This is a genomic window from Citrobacter sp. RHBSTW-00599 (genome assembly GCF_013784065.1).
GTDB classification, from domain to species: domain Bacteria; phylum Pseudomonadota; class Gammaproteobacteria; order Enterobacterales; family Enterobacteriaceae; genus Citrobacter; species Citrobacter braakii.
This window is the reverse complement of sequence record NZ_CP056717.1, coordinates 109,110-124,364: the sequence shown is the minus strand read 5'-3', so window position 1 is coordinate 124,364 and position 15,255 is coordinate 109,110. Positions and strand designations below refer to the sequence as shown.

Genomic DNA, 15,255 nt, shown 5'->3' with positions numbered 1-15,255 from the left:
TTCATATGGTATTTATAGCGCTTTTCTTATTGTTCTTTGTCTTATTTTTTGCGCTTTTGTGACAGCCTGTTCAAACAACCGGACTTCCTGACGAAAGATTTCGCGCAGTGGCATCGAAAAATAGACACGTAAAAAACGGTAGATATCTCTGGACGTCAAACCGATCTCCAGTGAAGAGAAATAGAGTCCGATCAAATCCTTATCCCGCCAGCGTCGCGGTACATGCTGACGTATTTGTGCACGATGCAAATCAATCACAGAGAGTTTGATATCCGCAACATCTGCCGGCATTGGCTGTTGGAGTAGGAAATGGCAAATATAGCAATCCCGATGATTTACTCCGCCCCGATGCATTTTACCCACCATTTCAGCCACGCGGGTAATAATGGTCCGTTTTAATACAAAATCAGGACGCTCAATTCCCCACCTTGCACAAAAATCTTCAAGACTGATGGCAGGAGAGAGATCTTCAGTGATGATAAATGAGGTTCGCGCTAACGGATTCAGTCCTTTCTGCCCAAATGCAACACCAGTCATTGTGTCAACATTGAGTTCTTGTAAGCGATGAATTGCCAGCCACTCCCGATCTGCACCCAGTACTGGCATACGTAAAGAAATAAGGTTTTTCACCACTTCTTTAAGTGTGGTTCCATGATGATATTTAAGAAAATAACCCTTACCCATCATCTCAAAACGCAGGGTACGCCGTGTTTCCAGCGCGCGAAAAACTTCCCCATCCAGCTTTGTAACTTCCGTAAACGGGTCTTTTCCTTGCCATTGCGTGGCAAATGGTTCTTTTAACTCAATCATTATCAAGGCCTAAAATAATATCAGCAGCCTTATCCGCCAGGCTGTAGAGATCTTCTGTATCAGCAAAATGCCGAGCATTCTCGGCCCAACGACTTCTCTGCTCATTATTTTGCAGCGCATCGAAAAGTGCTGTATTCAGATTTACCTGCTCAAAAGGTTCAGGAATCACGACTCCGCATCGGGCGGCATTAATATAACCCGCATAGCCGCATACTTCTGTAGTTAATACTGGCAGCCCGGCGACTACAGCCTCCAACAAGACAATACCAGCAGCTTCCTGAACAGCAGGGTGAAGCAATAAATCAGCAGCAGACATCAATTCAGCGACATCATCTCGCCCCGAGAAGAACTGTACTTGTTCTTCGATACCCAATTGACAAGCCAGAGAACGGTAACGATCGGCCTTATCCTGACCAACAACCATCAATCGCGTACGGTGACGTATAACCTCAGGTAGCGAAGCCAATGCCTGTAATGTTCTTGGCACGCCTTTACGTTTGAAATCAGAACCCACCTGCAGGAGCAGGAACTGATCGAAACCAATACCGTTTTTTTCTCTGACAATCTGCCTGCTGTTTTCAGGTTGCTGACTATACTTTCTGTCAGGGTAGATGCCTGGTGGCAGAATACGAAAACGCTGGCTCTCAGTTTGGTAATGATGTTTGAAGTCACCAATTTGTTTATCGGTTAACATCAACAGCATGGTGCCAGCACCTTGCTGAAATGCGGCTTTTTCAAATGCAGCGTAATGCCGGTACCGACGCGTCAACTTGTAGAAAAAACCTTTCTCACGGGCAACTTTCTCCGCGTAGCAAACGTCGGCTGCGTAATACACATCCAACCCAGGCATTTTGTTAAACCCGACGACACGATCGACGGGATGCTGACTTAAATAAGCCTGAACCCACTGATAATATTGCTCGTTTTTCCCATGATTCGTTCTGGATGTGACGGGGACGAGTATAATTTCCAGTCCTTCCGGACGCTCGCCCTGCCATGACTGGGTAAACACCTGGACATGATGACCACGAGCAGCAACCGTAAGCGCTACCCGCAAGAAATCACGCTGTAACCCGCCATAGGGAAAATATTTGTACAAACAAAAAGCAATATTCATGCATTAATATCCGCATCGCGTCGCCAGACATACCCGATCTGCGACATCAGAGTCATGTAATCCTTGCATGAACCGACCAAAGATTACTTCCCATGTTTTCGAAAGGTTTCTGCCTGCTAGCTACCTGAAATTGCGCAGTAGTATATCATTTATTATCACGCATTCCGAAATGAATATTTTTTGAACAAACTTTAAAATAACCTATTAAAAACATTAAGATATAAAATGAAGCAATTCACGAGAAAATTCACGCCGCACAAGACGTTAAGTCATGTAAATGTACCAATAGACATTTTTGAAATAGCTACCGGTTAAAACAATGCCTCACGAATTCCATCGTTTTGAGACAACCTGGATAAAAATGATGGTAAAGCCACAGCTAAATACATAGAATCCCCAGCACATTCATAAGTCAGCTACCATTATGCTCGAATTGCTTTACACCGCCCTTTTCTACCTTATTCAGCCTTTGATCTGGGTACGGCTTTGGGTGCGCGGACGTAAGGCTCCGGCCTACCGTAAACGCTGGGGTGAACGCTACGGCTTTTACCGCCGTCCGCTAAAACCAGGCGGCATCATGCTTCATTCGGTTTCCGTGGGCGAAACGCTGGCAGCTATCCCATTAGTCCGCGCTCTGCGACATCGTTACCCCGACTTGCCGATCACGGTCACCACCATGACGCCAACCGGTTCCGAGCGCGTACAATCCGCTTTTGGCCCTGACGTTCAGCATATTTATCTGCCATACGATTTACCAGATGCCCTAAATCGTTTCCTGAATAAAGTTGACCCCAAGCTGGTGTTAATTATGGAAACCGAGCTGTGGCCGAATCTGATCGCGGCACTGCATAAGCGCCATATTCCGCTGGTCATTGCCAATGCACGTCTTTCCGCTCGCTCAGCTGCTGGCTACGCTAAATTAGGTAAATTTGTTGGCAGGCTACTGCGCCGAATTACGTTGATTGCCGCCCAGAACGAAGAAGATGGCGCTCGTTTTATCACGCTTGGTGCCAGAAGCAATCAGGTCACCGTTACCGGTAGCCTGAAGTTTGATATTTCCGTCACGCCGCAGTTGGCCGCAAAAGCGATTACATTGCGTCGTCAATGGGCACCTCACCGCCCGGTATGGATTGCAACCAGCACGCACGACGGCGAAGAAAGCATTATCATTGCCGCCCATCAGGCGTTATTAAACCAGTTCCCTAATCTTTTACTGATTCTGGTACCCAGACATCCTGAACGGTTCCCGGATGCCATTAACCTCGTACGCCAGGCTGGGCTAAGCTATACGACACGTTCTTCGGGCGAAGTTCCGTCATCAGGAACCCAGGTCGTAATCGGCGACACCATGGGCGAGTTGATGTTGCTTTACGGCATTGCTGACCTTGCTTTTGTTGGCGGTTCGCTGGTTGAACGCGGTGGACACAATCCACTGGAAGCCGCGGCGCACGCCATTCCGGTACTGATGGGGCCACATACTTTTAATTTTAAAGATATTTGCGCCCGCCTCGAACAGGCAAGCGGATTGATCACCGTCACCGACGCAACTACGCTGGTGAAAGAGGTCTCTTCTTTACTGACCGATGCCGATTATCGTAATTTTTATGGCCGTCACGCAGTTGAAGTTCTGTATCAAAATCAGGGCGCGCTTCAGCGTCTGCTGCAGCTGCTGGAACCTTATCTGCCACCCAAAACGCATTGAGGCAAGTCATGCAAAAACGGGCGATTTATCCAGGAACCTTTGATCCCATTACTAACGGCCACATCGATATCGTGACAAGAGCGACAAGCATGTTCGATCACGTAATCCTGGCAATTGCCGCAAGTCCCAGTAAAAAACCGATGTTTACTCTGGAAGAGCGCGTTGAGCTGGCACAACAGGCAACGGCGCATCTCGGTAATGTGGAGGTTCTGGGATTCAGCGACCTGATGGCAAACTTTGCCCGCGATAATCAGGCTAACATTCTGATCCGTGGCCTGCGTGCGGTAGCCGATTTTGAGTATGAAATGCAGCTGGCCCATATGAACCGTCATCTGATGCCACAACTGGAAAGCGTCTTTCTGATGCCGTCTAAAGAGTGGTCATTTATCTCATCGTCACTGGTAAAAGAAGTTGCCCGCCACCAGGGTGACGTAGCGCACTTTCTGCCGGAAAACGTTCATCAGGCATTATTGAGTAAACTGAAGTAATGCGTCTGGCCGGATGAGGCATACGCTACGTCCGGCCGATAATGGTGTTATTTCTGACAGCGACGGCAATAAAACGTTGTGCGCTGAGCGTGTTTTGTCGCAATGATTGGCGCGCCGCATACGCGACAGGGTTCACCTTCTCTCCCATAGACCTGCAGCTCCTGGGCAAAATAACCCGGCTTACCGTCACTTTGCAGAAAGTCCTTCAGCGTGGTCCCGCCCTGCTCGATAGAACGCAGCAAAACCGCCTTGATAACGCGCACCAGCAGTTCGCACTCATCCTGCGACAAAGATGACGCCAGACGGTCAGGATGGATACCAGCCGCAAACAGCGACTCGCTGGCATAGATGTTTCCCACCCCCACGACCAGCTTGTTATCCATCAGCCAGGGTTTAATCGCAGTTTTCTTCTTCGCACATTTCTGCTGCAGATAACCAGCATTGAAATCGTCGCTCAGCGGCTCAGGGCCAAGATGGGCGAGGACATTATGCCCATCCAGCTCTTTAGTCCACAGCCAGGCGCCAAAACGACGCGGATCGGTATAGCGCAGGACTTTGCCGTTACTCATCACTAAGTCGACGTGGTCATGTTTTTCTGCCGGAAGCTCTTCAGAAAGGATACGCAAACTACCCGACATCCCCAGGTGAATGATTACCCAGCCATCTGATAGCTCCAGCAGCAGGTATTTCGCGCGCCGCTGTACGCTCAGGACAGGTTTATCACTCAGACGATAGATTTCCTCTGATACTGGCCAACGCAAACGACCGTTACGCACAGTCGCGTGCATAATCGTTGCCCCCACCAGATGCGGCTCAATACCGCGGCGGCTGGTTTCGACTTCAGGTAATTCAGGCATAGTATCTCCGGCTGTGTATCAGGTCTCATTAATATGGGGACGGCCAGAAAACAAAAAACCCCGCCGAGGCAGGGTTTTTCTTTACATCAAAGCGGAAATTATTTGATTTTCGCTTCTTTGTATAAAACGTGCTGACGAACAACTGGATCGAACTTTTTCAGCTCCAGTTTTTCCGGCTTAGTACGTTTGTTCTTCGTGGTGGTATAGAAGTGACCAGTACCAGCAGAAGAAACCAGCTTGATTTTCTCACGAATACCTTTAGCCATGATTTATTTCCTCTTAGTACTTAGTACTTTTCGCCACGGGCACGCAGTTCAGACAGAACTGTTTCGATGCCTTTCTTATCAATAACACGCATACCTTTAGCAGATACACGCAGGGTGACAAAACGCTTCTCGCTCTCAACCCAAAAACGGTGAGAGTGCAGGTTAGGCAGGAAACGGCGTTTAGTCGCGTTCAGTGCGTGGGAACGGTTGTTACCGGTCACCGGACGCTTGCCAGTAACTTGGCAGACTCGGGACATGTCTATTCTCCAAAAATCAAATTAGCTCGAGCTTCGTATGGGGTATTGGCGCCTCGTCAGGCTTCTCAGCCCGGTTATCGCAGTTCAATACACTAAATCTTTCATCGTTGCCTCGTCATTGGACGCAACAAGAATGATTTTGCGTATTTGCGAACTCTCGATTGCCAGGCCCAAATGCCAAACCCGAGATTCTCAAAGGTGGCGTAGTATACGCTGAGTCAGCGATGTGCTCAAGTCCCGAACAGACAAAGATCCCGATGGATCGCGTAAAGTGCGTTAAATCCAACCGCGTTCCGCAAAAGAAACGTACTCTCCGCGCCCAATGACCAGATGATCAAGCACCCGGATATCCATGAACTGACAGCATTTCACAACACGCTCGGTGATGAGTTTATCTGCTTTGCTCGGCTCTGCACACCCCGAAGGGTGATTATGTGCAAGGATCACCGCAGAAGCATTCATTTTTATCGCTTCGCGGACAATTTCTCGCGGATGCACTTCAACGTGGCTTAGCGTTCCGGAAAAAAGTTTACGGTGTTTAATCACGCGATGTTGAGAATCCATAAAGATCACATAGAAGATCTCGCGTTCCTCTTGCGAAAGCTGGCTTTGCAGAAATTCACGCGCCATTTCCGGGCTAAGTATCGCACGCTCCTCTATCACCTGTACGTTGTAGTAGCGCCTTGCCAGCTCCACTATTCCCTTCAACTGTGCGTACTTCGCGATACCGATGCCCTGAACATAGCTGAAATCCATGTAATCAGCAGACAACAGGCCATACAACGAATCAAAATGCTGAAGCATCTCTTTCGCCAGCGTAAGCACATCTTTACCCAGTATCCCGGTGCGTAGAAAAAGAGCCAGTAGCTCTACGTCGGTCAGCGAACTGGCCCCCTGCGCCAACAGCTTTTCCCGAGGCATTATACGTCCTGTATTTTCCATGCTTTTCCCCTCCTTTCGCGTCCGCATAGTGGCATAACGCCAGCGGCGAATCGACGCTCTGTTTTCACTTCTTCGTAGAGCCTCGCAAACTGGAGCGCGGGCAAAAGCACGACACATTGCGGATTGTGATAAAATATCCGCCTTCTGGTGAAACCCAACAGGAAAGATCATGATGAGCCTGGCCGGTAAAAAAATCGTACTTGGCGTCAGTGGCGGGATTGCTGCGTACAAAACCCCTGAGCTGGTGCGTCGTTTACGGGAACGCGGCGCAGACGTCCGCGTGGCGATGACCGAAGCAGCAAAAGCGTTTATTACTCCTCTGAGCTTACAGGCGGTTTCGGGCTATCCCGTTTCCGACAGCCTGCTTGACCCCGCAGCCGAAGCCGCGATGGGCCATATTGAACTGGGGAAATGGGCCGATTTGGTTATACTGGCCCCTGCGACGGCAGACCTGATTGCCCGCGTTGCCGCAGGTATGGCCAACGATCTGGTGTCTACGATCTGTCTGGCAACGCCAGCGCCTGTTGCCGTGCTGCCGGCTATGAACCAGCAGATGTACCGCGCCGCCGCTACCCAACACAATCTGGGCATTCTTGCCTCGCGCGGTTTGCTCATTTGGGGTCCTGACAGCGGTAGTCAGGCATGTGGTGATGTCGGTCCTGGACGTATGCTGGATCCGTTAACAATTGTGGATATGGCGGCAGAACATTTTTCACCTGTCAAAGATCTGCAACATCTCAACATCATGATTACAGCAGGCCCGACGCGTGAACCGCTTGATCCCGTGCGTTATATTTCCAACCACAGCTCCGGGAAAATGGGATTTGCTATCGCGGCCGCTGCCGCAAAACGCGGGGCAAACGTCACGCTGGTATCAGGTCCGGTTTCGTTACCTACACCGCCTTTTGTCCAGCGCATTGATGTGATGACCGCGCTGGAAATGGAAGCCGCCGTGCAATCTGCGGTGCAACAACAGCATATTTTTATCGGCTGCGCCGCAGTCGCTGATTATCGCGCTGAAACTGTCGCCAGTGAAAAAATCAAAAAACAGGCAACGCAGGGTGATGAATTAACAGTAAAAATGGTCAAAAACCCGGACATCATCGCTGGTGTTGCCGCACTGGATGCTAACCGTCCTTTTGTCGTTGGGTTTGCCGCCGAAACAAATAATGTGGAAGAATATGCCCGGCAAAAACGCATCCGCAAAAACCTTGATGTGATCTGTGCGAACGACGTTTCGCTGTCTACTCAAGGATTTAACAGCGACAGCAACGCATTACACCTTTTTTGGCAGGATGGAGATAAAGTCTTACCGCTTGAGCGCAAAGAACTCCTGGGCCAATTATTACTCGACGAGATCGTGACCCGTTATGATGAAAAAAATCGACGTTAAGATTCTGGACCCGCGCGTAGGGCAACAATTTCCGCTCCCGACGTACGCCACTTCTGGTTCTGCCGGACTTGACCTGCGTGCCTGTCTTGATGACGCCGTAGAACTGGCGCCTGGCGCAACAACGCTGGTGCCAACCGGGTTAGCTATCCACATTGCCGATCCTTCTCTTGCGGCAGTGATGCTCCCGCGCTCCGGGCTGGGCCATAAGCACGGGATCGTACTGGGCAATCTGGTCGGTTTGATTGATTCCGACTACCAGGGCCAGCTGATGGTTTCAATCTGGAACCGTGGTCAGGACAACTTTACTATTGAACCGGGCGAACGTATCGCGCAGATGGTATTTGTACCGGTCGTCCAGGCTGAATTTAATTTGGTGGAAGAGTTTGAAGCCACCGATCGTGGCGAAGGTGGCTTCGGCCATTCCGGGCGCAAGTAACCCGCAGAAAAGTATCTCACAGCGTAATAACGCAATAACACACCGCAAACACCCGTTTGCGGTCGCTGTGTGGATGCCTGCCTGGCAAGAGCTTATTTTCAGGGGTATTTTGTAACATGGTAGAAAAGCAAACTGCGAAAAGGAATCGTCGCGAAGAAATACTTCAGTCTCTGGCACTGATGCTTGAGTCCAGCGATGGTAGCCAACGCATCACGACAGCTAAACTGGCGGCCTCTGTGGGCGTTTCCGAAGCGGCCTTGTATCGCCATTTTCCCAGCAAGACCCGCATGTTCGATAGCCTGATTGAGTTTATCGAAGATAGTCTGATTACCCGTATCAATCTGATTTTGAAAGATGAAAAAGACACTAACGCGCGATTGCGTCTGATCGTACTGCTGATTTTAGGGTTCGGTGAACGTAATCCTGGCCTGACGCGAATTCTGACCGGACACGCATTGATGTTCGAGCAAGACCGTCTGCAAGGCCGTATTAACCAGCTTTTTGAGCGAATTGAGGCGCAGTTACGCCAGGTTCTGCGAGAAAAAAGAATGCGTGAAGGTGAAGGCTACACCGTGGATGAAACGCTGCTGGCCAGCCAGCTACTGGCTTTCTGCGAAGGTATGCTGTCCCGGTTTGTACGTAGCGAATTTAAATACCGCCCAACGGATGATTTCGACATCCGCTGGCCGTTGGTTGCCGCTCAATTGCAGTAACACCGTTGTTGGATGGCGACCTCGCCTATTTTGCCTACGAACCCCGCGGTGCGTAGGCTGGATAAGCGCAGCGCCATCCGGCAGTTCTTATACGCCGTACGCTTCGCGATACGCCCGTACTGCGGCCAGGTGTTCTGCCATTTCTGGTTTTTCTTCCAGATACGCAATCAGATCTTTCAGGGTAATGATAGAAATCACCTTGCAGCCATAATCGCGTTCCACTTCCTGAATCGCTGAAATCTCGCCGCGACCGCGTTCCTGACGATCGAGAGAAATCAGTACCCCCGCCAGCGTAGCGCCGTTAGCCTGAATAATTTCCATCGACTCACGAATAGCCGTACCTGCAGTGATAACATCATCCACCAGCATTACACGCCCCTCAAGTGCGCTACCTACCAGATTACCGCCTTCACCGTGGGTCTTCGCCTCTTTACGGTTAAAGCAGTACGGCAAATCTTTATCGTGGTGTTCCGCCAGCGCAACAGCCGTGGTGGTCGCAATCGGGATACCTTTGTAGGCCGGACCAAACAGCAAATCGAACTCAATACCGGAATCCATCAGCGCTTCGGCATAAAAACGGCCTAACAGTGCCAGGCAGCGCCCGGTATTAAACAGCCCGGCGTTGAAGAAATAGGGGCTTTTACGCCCGGATTTCAGCGTAAACTCGCCAAACTTTAGTACCTGCTTGCTAAGCGCAAACTCAATAAACTGGCGCTGATACGGTTTCATGGATTCGCTCCTCATCTCACTTTATTACAGACAAAAAAAAGGCGACTCATCAGTCGCCTTTAAAATCAATTTTCTAACGCCGCCTTCTGCGTCGTTACAATGGATTCGATTCCCCCTCGGGCTAACGCCAGTAGGGTGAGAAGTTCTTCATGGCTGAACGGCTCGCCTTCTGCCGTACCCTGCACCTCTATAATGCGTCCGTCTTCAGTCATCACCACGTTCATGTCGGTTTCTGCGGCAGAGTCCTCAACGTATTCGAGGTCACAGAGCGCTTCACCGTTCACAATGCCCACGGAAACCGCGGCGACCATCCCTTTCATCGGGTTAGTTTTCAGTTTACCGCTCGCAACCAGCTTGTTCAGCGCATCAGCCAACGCCACACATGCGCCGGTAATTGATGCAGTGCGCGTACCGCCATCTGCCTGAATAACATCGCAGTCCAGCGTAATAGTGAATTCACCGAGCGTCTTCAGATCAACGGCGGCGCGCAGCGCACGAGCGATCAGACGCTGGATTTCCATGGTACGACCGCCCTGCTTACCTTTCGCCGCTTCACGGGCGTTACGGGTGTGCGTGGCGCGTGGCAGCATGCCATATTCTGCGGTGATCCAGCCCTGGCCCTGACCTTTCAGAAAACGCGGTACGCCTTCATCAATAGAAGCGGTACACAGCACTTTGGTATCACCAAATTCGACCAGCACGGAGCCTTCAGCGTGTTTTGTATAATTACGGGTCAGGGTGACGGGACGCACCTGGTTGGCACTACGACCTGCTGGACGCATGATAAAATCTCCGGCTTGAAACGAATGTGGCTGCGCATTATACGGACTTCCGACTGTTATTCCTATCCTGACAAGACGTGGATGGCTATAATCCTCCAATCTCATCTTTAAAAACAGGAACGTCTATGATCCGCAGCATGACCGCCTACGCCCGGCGTGAAATCAAGGGTGAATGGGGTAGCGCTACCTGGGAAATGCGCTCGGTAAACCAGCGTTATCTGGAAACTTATTTTCGCCTGCCGGAACAGTTCCGTAGTCTTGAACCCGTTGTTCGCGAACGTATTCGCACGCGTCTGACGCGCGGTAAAGTCGAGTGTACGCTGCGTTTTGAGCCTGATGCCAGCGCCCAGGGCGAGCTGATTCTAAATGAAAAGCTCGCTAAACAGCTCGTTAGCGCTGCTAACTGGGTCAAAATGCAGAGTGATGAAGGTGAAATTAACCCAGTTGATATCCTGCGCTGGCCAGGCGTAATGGCTGCCCAGGAGCAAGATCTGGACGCCATTGCCGCCGAGATCCTCGCCGCGCTTGACGGTACGCTGGATGACTTCATCGTCGCGCGTGAAACCGAAGGTCAGGCGCTGAAAGCGCTGATCGAGCAGCGTCTGGAAGGCGTCAGCACTGAAGTCGCTAAAGTGCGTGCACATATGCCGGAAATTCTGCAATGGCAGCGTGAGCGTCTGGTAGCCAAACTGGAAGACGCCCAGGTGCAACTGGAGAATAACCGCCTTGAGCAAGAACTGGTGCTGATGGCGCAGCGCATCGATGTAGCAGAAGAGTTAGATCGTCTGGAAGCCCACGTCAAAGAAACCTACAACATTCTGAAGAAAAAAGAGGCTGTTGGCCGTCGTCTGGACTTCATGATGCAGGAATTCAACCGTGAGTCGAACACTCTTGCATCCAAGTCTATCAATGCCGAGGTGACTAATTCCGCAATTGAACTGAAGGTATTGATCGAGCAAATGCGCGAGCAAATTCAGAATATCGAGTAAACTCCATTCCACGTAGCCCCCCCATAAACGGCGGGGCTACGTGTTTTTCCCAACACTTCGGTTGTGACCCATCCACTTCGAATTATATTTTCTCATCATTTATTGTCACCATTCATAAAGTAAAGCGCATGCCATAACGCATTTACAGCAAAATCACATTAGCTGTAGTTATTAAAATCGCTTCACCTTAGAAAATCTCAATCGTGACAATGCGCACAAATCGTTAACCTTAGCCCCAGCAAATCAGGGGGGAATACATGCTGTTACACGTTTTATATTTAATTGGTATTACTGCCGAAGCCATGACCGGTGCGCTTGCGGCTGGGCGTCGTCGTATGGATACATTTGGCGTCATTATCATTGCCACCGCGACGGCCATTGGCGGCGGCTCGGTACGCGACATCCTTCTCGGCCACTATCCGCTCGGCTGGGTAAAGCACCCTGAATACGTCATTATCGTGGCGACCGCTGCGGTACTCACCACCATTATTGCCCCCGTCATGCCCTATCTGCGTAAAATATTCCTCGTCCTGGATGCGCTGGGCCTGGTGGTCTTTTCTATTATTGGCGCCCAGGTGGCGCTGGATATGGGTCATGGACCGATTATTGCCGTGGTCGCGGCGGTCACTACCGGGGTCTTTGGTGGTGTATTACGTGACATGTTCTGCAAACGCATCCCATTAGTATTCCAGAAAGAACTGTATGCCGGCGTTTCATTTGCCGCTGCTGTGCTGTATATCGTGCTGCAACATTATGTCTCCAGCCACGATGTGGTGGTGATCTCTACCCTGCTCTTTGGCTTTACCGCCCGACTGCTGGCGCTACGCCTGAAGTTGGGGCTGCCGGTATTTTACTATCGCCATGAAGGCCATTAAGGCATAAAGCCCGTGATCCGCTGAGCAGCTAACCAGTTGTTCAGCGCTGTGATCTCTTTATCCTCCAGCCACTGAATAACCTGTCGTGCCCGTCGCTCCCCCATGAAAGGAAGTTGCCGCCAGCTTTGTTCACTGCGTTCCCGTAACTGCTGCCACGATCCATCCCGACTGCCATTCAACGTTGCCTGTGTTAACGGTATTCCCATGGCAATCACCCAGCGCGTAAATGGAAGATGGCGTGACAGATTGAACTGATGCCACAGCTTCCCCCCTTTGTTCACGCCAAATGTGGACTGTAGCTGCTCCTGCGTTAATCCAAGCCAGGAAAAGATATGTTCAAAGCGATACGTCTGATGTAGCTCCCGCCATCCCGCCTCGCCCATACCCTCCAGCCCTAACACATCTTTGGCCCCCAGCCAGACGAGCCTGGCAACAAACTGTTCCTGACACTCCGCTGTGGCATAAAAACAAGTTAGTGAATTGAAGCGCCCCTCAGGTGGTGCTGGCTTATTACGCTGGGTGCTGCGCCAGACCACCTCATCTATACGGGGAATCCCCTGTCCGGCCAGACTTATCAGAATCTGATCGCCAGGCGCAATATCCCATTCATTCCAGCGCCGTACTGAGCCAATATTGACGCGCTGCACCCGCTTATCATCCAGCATGACGGGGACCAGCAATGCAACCACCGCAATTTTCCCACTTTTGCCAACGGAGAACTGGATACCCGTCACCTCAGATACCCTGGCCACGGGAGGATATTTCCACGCAGCCAGCCAGTCTCCCTGTCCGGGTAGCCAGTATTGCGCCCGCGGTTCTTTTCCCGTTCGCACCACCACACCATCCGTCACAAAAGGTAATGCTGAAGTCCACCACCCGGCGCGCGCCTGCTCGACGTCATCCGCACTCTTCACGGCCTGAGTATATCGTTGCGTGAAACTGAACCCGGCAGCAGTGAGTTGCTCAAGTCTTTCCGACATGGCAACTGGACCATCAGGCCAGGCCCAGATAAAAATAGCCAGCGAACGTAACATTTCCGGGTTGCTCTGGCGCATCATCATTCCAGCAACCTTTGAGCGGGCGTTCATTCCCCCTCTCTGCTGCTGAATATGCCCTTGTTGCTGCAAAAATATCTCCCCCTGCAACGTACTGTCAGAGAGCAGCCCGCTGGTAGTACGTGGAACGGAAGGGATCTGAAGAACCTTTTGCGTCCAGTCTTCGCCTTTCAGACCGTTACCACGGCTAATCGCCCGTATCAGATTGCCATTGCGATAAACCAGCGTGACCGCCACGCCATCCACCTTCGGCTGCACCCAGAGATCGCTACGAGCATGCATCCATTGTTGTAGCGCTTGCTTATCGGCAAGTTTTCGAACTCCCGTGTGGGGAACGGTGTGCGAGACGGTTCCACTTATTGGGGGCGCAGATAGATCTGATGGGGCTTCATCGCCAAAACAGCGCTGCCACTGGATGAGCTGCGCATTGAGCTGGTCATAAACGGCGTCGTCTACGACACTTTCCCCTTGTTTCCAGTAACTGTCATTCCACTGTGTTATCTGCTGCTGTAGTCGTGAAATTTCCTCTTGTGCCCTGGCAGGCGACCAGACGGGGCATACCGCCCATGAGGGTAGATACCACATTAGCAAAACCAGCCCTATGCATTTCCATAATCCCATGCTATCTCCGCTGAACAGTACGTTTCCCGGCAGATATAACGCGAATTAAAATGGAAACAGAGCGGCAAAAACTCATCCTGCGCGCAACGTTCCTGACATTTGCACGAATTGCTGCAAATCGCGGATAAAACAGGAAACTGGTACGCAAAACGCAATAAACATGCGCAAAAAGTGTGACAAGGGCTACGTCACATAGCGGCTACGTGTATAATAAGCCCGTATGTAGGCTCTCTTTCGACAATCACATACATTAAGATACTCATGGCTCAAGGCACGCTTTATATTGTTTCTGCCCCCAGTGGCGCGGGTAAATCCAGCCTGATTCAGGCTTTATTAAAGACCCAACCGTTGTATGACACCCAGGTTTCTGTTTCGCACACCACGCGCGCACCGCGCCCGGGGGAAGTGCACGGTGAACACTATTTTTTTGTGAACCATGACGAATTCAGAACCATGATTGGCAGAGACGCGTTCCTGGAACACGCTGAGGTTTTCGGTAATTACTACGGCACCTCGCGTGAGACCATTGAGCAAGTATTAGCATCCGGCGTAGACGTCTTTTTAGATATCGACTGGCAAGGTGCGCAGCAGATTCGTCAAAAAATGCCGCATGCGCGCAGTATTTTTATTTTGCCGCCATCTAAGATTGAGCTGGATCGCCGTCTTCGTGGCCGCGGTCAGGATAGCGAAGACGTGATCGCAAAACGTATGGCGCAAGCTGTTGCAGAAATGAGCCATTACGCCGAATATGATTATCTTATTGTGAATGATGATTTCAATACCGCCCTGGGCGATTTGAAAACTATCATTCGCGCCGAACGTCTGCGCATGAGCCGCCAAAAGCAGCGTCATGACGCTTTAATCAGCAAACTGTTGGCAGACTGAACCCACATTCAGTATCATGCCCAGTCATTTCTTCACCTGTGGAGCATTTTAAGTATGGCACGCGTAACTGTTCAGGACGCTGTAGAGAAAATTGGTAACCGTTTTGACCTGGTACTGGTCGCCGCGCGTCGCGCTCGTCAGATGCAGGTAGGCGGAAAGGATCCGCTCGTACCGGAAGAAAACGATAAAACTACCGTTATCGCGCTGCGCGAAATCGAAGAAGGTCTGATCAACAACCAGATCCTCGACGTGCGTGAGCGCCAGGAACAGCAAGAGCAGGAAGCCGCTGAATTACAAGCCGTTACCGCTATTGCTGAAGGTCGTCGTTAATCACAAAG

General features: G+C 50.9%; 18 protein-coding genes. 9 read left to right on the top strand and 9 right to left on the bottom strand.

The window, feature by feature from the left end; all coding sequences use genetic code 11:
- Positions 1–12 precede the first annotated feature (12 nt).
- Both rfaP and HV243_RS00600 read right to left on the bottom strand, forming a co-directional pair.
- Positions 13–810 (bottom strand): lipopolysaccharide core heptose(I) kinase RfaP, encoded by a 798-nt coding sequence (gene rfaP / locus HV243_RS00605; RefSeq protein WP_046275762.1) that lies wholly within the window; start codon positions 808–810, stop codon positions 13–15.
- The gene (locus tag HV243_RS00600; RefSeq protein WP_046275763.1) at positions 803–1,927 is read right to left on the bottom strand and encodes a glycosyltransferase family 4 protein; all 1,125 of its coding nucleotides are present in this window, start codon (positions 1,925–1,927) and stop codon (positions 803–805) included. Before HV243_RS00600 ends, rfaP begins: the two co-directional genes overlap by 8 nt.
- A 424-nt stretch (positions 1,928–2,351) precedes the next feature.
- Here HV243_RS00600 and waaA point away from each other — a divergent pair, with 424 nt between their 5' ends.
- Positions 2,352–3,629 (top strand): lipid IV(A) 3-deoxy-D-manno-octulosonic acid transferase, encoded by a 1,278-nt coding sequence (gene waaA, locus HV243_RS00595; protein WP_016154983.1) that lies wholly within the window; start codon positions 2,352–2,354, stop codon positions 3,627–3,629.
- An 8-nt stretch (positions 3,630–3,637) separates the two neighbouring features.
- The gene (gene coaD / locus HV243_RS00590; RefSeq protein ID WP_047358802.1) at positions 3,638–4,117 is read left to right on the top strand and encodes a pantetheine-phosphate adenylyltransferase; all 480 of its coding nucleotides are present in this window, start codon (positions 3,638–3,640) and stop codon (positions 4,115–4,117) included.
- 47 nt (positions 4,118–4,164) lie between these two features.
- Here coaD and mutM read toward each other — a convergent pair whose 3' ends face one another.
- From mutM to radC, 4 genes are all read right to left on the bottom strand, one after another.
- Positions 4,165–4,974: a bifunctional DNA-formamidopyrimidine glycosylase/DNA-(apurinic or apyrimidinic site) lyase gene (gene mutM, locus HV243_RS00585; RefSeq protein ID WP_019078041.1), complete on the bottom strand. Its 810-nt coding sequence runs from the start codon at positions 4,972–4,974 to the stop codon at positions 4,165–4,167.
- A gap of 98 nt (positions 4,975–5,072) precedes the next feature.
- Positions 5,073–5,240: a 50S ribosomal protein L33 gene (rpmG, locus tag HV243_RS00580; protein ID WP_003024094.1), complete on the bottom strand. Its 168-nt coding sequence runs from the start codon at positions 5,238–5,240 to the stop codon at positions 5,073–5,075.
- A 20-nt stretch (positions 5,241–5,260) separates the two neighbouring features.
- Complete coding sequence (gene rpmB, locus HV243_RS00575) at positions 5,261–5,497, bottom strand: 50S ribosomal protein L28 (RefSeq protein WP_003024071.1); 237 nt, start codon at positions 5,495–5,497, stop codon at positions 5,261–5,263.
- Positions 5,498–5,773: 276 nt separating this feature from the next.
- Positions 5,774–6,439, bottom strand: coding sequence for a DNA repair protein RadC (gene radC, locus HV243_RS00570; protein ID WP_016154986.1), 666 nt, complete (start codon positions 6,437–6,439; stop codon positions 5,774–5,776).
- A gap of 172 nt (positions 6,440–6,611) precedes the next feature.
- Here radC and coaBC point away from each other — a divergent pair, with 172 nt between their 5' ends.
- The 3 genes from coaBC to slmA all read left to right on the top strand — a co-directional run bounded on the left by coaBC (position 6,612) and on the right by slmA (position 8,981).
- Entirely contained in the window at positions 6,612–7,832 is a 1,221-nt protein-coding gene (coaBC, locus tag HV243_RS00565; protein ID WP_088583168.1) for a bifunctional phosphopantothenoylcysteine decarboxylase/phosphopantothenate--cysteine ligase CoaBC, read from the top strand.
- Positions 7,810–8,268, top strand: coding sequence for a dUTP diphosphatase (gene dut / locus HV243_RS00560; protein ID WP_016154988.1), 459 nt, complete (start codon positions 7,810–7,812; stop codon positions 8,266–8,268). Before coaBC ends, dut begins: the two co-directional genes overlap by 23 nt.
- A gap of 116 nt (positions 8,269–8,384) precedes the next feature.
- Positions 8,385–8,981 (top strand): nucleoid occlusion factor SlmA, encoded by a 597-nt coding sequence (slmA, locus tag HV243_RS00555; RefSeq protein ID WP_016154989.1) that lies wholly within the window; start codon positions 8,385–8,387, stop codon positions 8,979–8,981.
- 87 nt (positions 8,982–9,068) lie between these two features.
- Here slmA and pyrE read toward each other — a convergent pair whose 3' ends face one another.
- Together pyrE and rph are read right to left on the bottom strand one after the other, a co-directional pair.
- Complete coding sequence (gene pyrE, locus HV243_RS00550) at positions 9,069–9,710, bottom strand: orotate phosphoribosyltransferase (RefSeq protein WP_016157763.1); 642 nt, start codon at positions 9,708–9,710, stop codon at positions 9,069–9,071.
- Positions 9,711–9,775: 65 nt separating this feature from the next.
- On the bottom strand, positions 9,776–10,492 hold the full coding sequence (gene rph, locus HV243_RS00545; RefSeq protein ID WP_016154991.1) for a ribonuclease PH: 717 nt from the start codon (positions 10,490–10,492) through the stop codon (positions 9,776–9,778).
- A 125-nt stretch (positions 10,493–10,617) separates the two neighbouring features.
- Between rph and HV243_RS00540 the strand changes: the two genes are divergently transcribed.
- Together HV243_RS00540 and HV243_RS00535 are read left to right on the top strand one after the other, a co-directional pair.
- Positions 10,618–11,481, top strand: coding sequence for a YicC/YloC family endoribonuclease (locus tag HV243_RS00540; protein ID WP_019078038.1), 864 nt, complete (start codon positions 10,618–10,620; stop codon positions 11,479–11,481).
- A gap of 257 nt (positions 11,482–11,738) precedes the next feature.
- Positions 11,739–12,356 (top strand): trimeric intracellular cation channel family protein, encoded by a 618-nt coding sequence (locus HV243_RS00535; protein ID WP_003024049.1) that lies wholly within the window; start codon positions 11,739–11,741, stop codon positions 12,354–12,356.
- Here HV243_RS00535 and ligB read toward each other — a convergent pair.
- Positions 12,353–14,032: an NAD-dependent DNA ligase LigB gene (gene ligB, locus HV243_RS00530; RefSeq protein ID WP_053388717.1), complete on the bottom strand. Its 1,680-nt coding sequence runs from the start codon at positions 14,030–14,032 to the stop codon at positions 12,353–12,355. The two genes, HV243_RS00535 and ligB, sit on opposite strands and share 4 nt — an antisense overlap.
- A 261-nt stretch (positions 14,033–14,293) precedes the next feature.
- Here ligB and gmk point away from each other — a divergent pair, with 261 nt between their 5' ends.
- Both gmk and rpoZ read left to right on the top strand, forming a co-directional pair.
- Positions 14,294–14,917: a guanylate kinase gene (gene gmk, locus HV243_RS00525; RefSeq protein WP_053388718.1), complete on the top strand. Its 624-nt coding sequence runs from the start codon at positions 14,294–14,296 to the stop codon at positions 14,915–14,917.
- Positions 14,918–14,971: 54 nt separating this feature from the next.
- On the top strand, positions 14,972–15,247 hold the full coding sequence (rpoZ, locus tag HV243_RS00520; protein WP_000135058.1) for a DNA-directed RNA polymerase subunit omega: 276 nt from the start codon (positions 14,972–14,974) through the stop codon (positions 15,245–15,247).
- Positions 15,248–15,255 lie beyond the last annotated feature (8 nt).

Coding starts and splice junctions, on each gene's coding strand:
- rph (WP_016154991.1), bottom strand. CDS start 10,492: ATGCGTCCAGCAGGTCGTAGTGCCAACCAGGTGCGTCCCGTCACCCTG.
- HV243_RS00600 (WP_046275763.1), bottom strand. CDS start 1,927: ATGAATATTGCTTTTTGTTTGTACAAATATTTTCCCTATGGCGGGTTA.
- HV243_RS00535 (WP_003024049.1), top strand. CDS start 11,739: ATGCTGTTACACGTTTTATATTTAATTGGTATTACTGCCGAAGCCATG.
- ligB (WP_053388717.1), bottom strand. CDS start 14,032: ATGGGATTATGGAAATGCATAGGGCTGGTTTTGCTAATGTGGTATCTA.
- rpmB (WP_003024071.1), bottom strand. CDS start 5,497: ATGTCCCGAGTCTGCCAAGTTACTGGCAAGCGTCCGGTGACCGGTAAC.
- pyrE (WP_016157763.1), bottom strand. CDS start 9,710: ATGAAACCGTATCAGCGCCAGTTTATTGAGTTTGCGCTTAGCAAGCAG.
- rfaP (WP_046275762.1), bottom strand. CDS start 810: ATGATTGAGTTAAAAGAACCATTTGCCACGCAATGGCAAGGAAAAGAC.
- HV243_RS00540 (WP_019078038.1), top strand. CDS start 10,618: ATGATCCGCAGCATGACCGCCTACGCCCGGCGTGAAATCAAGGGTGAA.
- dut (WP_016154988.1), top strand. CDS start 7,810: ATGATGAAAAAAATCGACGTTAAGATTCTGGACCCGCGCGTAGGGCAA.
- gmk (WP_053388718.1), top strand. CDS start 14,294: ATGGCTCAAGGCACGCTTTATATTGTTTCTGCCCCCAGTGGCGCGGGT.
- waaA (WP_016154983.1), top strand. CDS start 2,352: ATGCTCGAATTGCTTTACACCGCCCTTTTCTACCTTATTCAGCCTTTG.
- radC (WP_016154986.1), bottom strand. CDS start 6,439: ATGGAAAATACAGGACGTATAATGCCTCGGGAAAAGCTGTTGGCGCAG.
- slmA (WP_016154989.1), top strand. CDS start 8,385: ATGGTAGAAAAGCAAACTGCGAAAAGGAATCGTCGCGAAGAAATACTT.
- coaBC (WP_088583168.1), top strand. CDS start 6,612: ATGAGCCTGGCCGGTAAAAAAATCGTACTTGGCGTCAGTGGCGGGATT.
- rpmG (WP_003024094.1), bottom strand. CDS start 5,240: ATGGCTAAAGGTATTCGTGAGAAAATCAAGCTGGTTTCTTCTGCTGGT.
- coaD (WP_047358802.1), top strand. CDS start 3,638: ATGCAAAAACGGGCGATTTATCCAGGAACCTTTGATCCCATTACTAAC.
- rpoZ (WP_000135058.1), top strand. CDS start 14,972: ATGGCACGCGTAACTGTTCAGGACGCTGTAGAGAAAATTGGTAACCGT.
- mutM (WP_019078041.1), bottom strand. CDS start 4,974: ATGCCTGAATTACCTGAAGTCGAAACCAGCCGCCGCGGTATTGAGCCG.